Origin of the sequence: Halostagnicola sp. A-GB9-2, from assembly GCF_030068615.1 — an archaeon.
Classification (GTDB): domain Archaea; phylum Halobacteriota; class Halobacteria; order Halobacteriales; family Natrialbaceae; genus Halostagnicola.
In genome coordinates, this window is record NZ_JASJOC010000035.1 from 1 (window position 1) to 1,140 (window position 1,140).

At 63.8% G+C, this 1,140-nt stretch carries 1 pseudogene; it reads left to right on the forward strand.

Annotated elements, in window-relative coordinates:
• Positions 1–1,140 (forward strand): annotated as a pseudogene (locus QNM96_RS22870) (hypothetical protein); the annotation flags it as partial.

Genomic DNA, 1,140 nt, shown 5'->3' on the forward strand with positions numbered 1-1,140 from the left:
GGCCTCGACGCTCAACGAGTCGGTGAACGTACGATCGTCCAGCGCTGGAACGATAGCGCGTCGACAAGTGAGGGCGAACGGGCGTTCTGGCCGACCTGGGGTAGTCTGAACGACGGCGGGACGGCGAACATCTGTAATTCGGAGCGCTGGCAGGACACCGGTGAACTCGGTGGCTACGGTGGCGTGGTCACGATGGCCGCGATCGACGCTGGCGAGGTCCGACCGGCAAACGCCCGCCCCGTCGACGGTGAAACGTGGTGGCGCGGTGTAGAACGATTGCGCGAACTCGGCTTCGCGATCCCGGAGTACGAACCCGACGATGACGTTTATAAGGGAGATGGTAACGCAAAAGCGGTCTCGGCACTCCCGACCGGGCAGTTAGACGCGCTCGAGCCAGCTGAACGGCGACGATTTGCGAAGAAGCGTGGCCTCGAGTGGCCGTCGACGGACGACGCTCGCGAAGAGCTCTTCGAGACGATCGCCGACGTGGTCCGCAACGAGGACGAACGGATCATCGACGCGCCGACGTCGCTCGGGAAGTCCCACACGATCGCGTCGACGCGATGGGGGGCTCGCGAGGACATCACCGGTGACCGACCGGTCGTTCATCTCCTCGAAACGCGCGATGCCCGCGACGAAGCCGTCGATGTCGCCGAAAAACACGGCGGGCAGTATCACGTTCTCCTCGGTCGTCACGAGGCCTGCCCCGTCTGTGCTGGTGACCACGACGACGAGATTTCGATCAACGGCGAGCCCGCCAGCGAGTGGCTGGACGCACAGTGTGAGGGGAAGGGGATGCCCTTCTCGGCAGCCCATCGCTACCTCGAGGACAACAACGACCAGGGCGTCGAGCTCCCCTGCGGCGGTGACCGCTGTTCGGCGATCACACAGTGGGAGACGTACCGCGACGGACCCGACGGTGAACTCGATTACTGGCCGCTCGTCATCGCGACACACAACTTTGCGTTTGCACCCGGGCTCCGGATGCACAACAACGTCGTCGTCGACGAAGAGCCCAGTTACGCACAGGACGATCTCTCGACGAGTCGGATTCGAGAGGCTGTCGGTGCCTACCTCCGTGAGATCGACGCGCCTGTAAAGACTTGGGAAGCCTTCGTCCAACTCTCCCGGCACGACGAT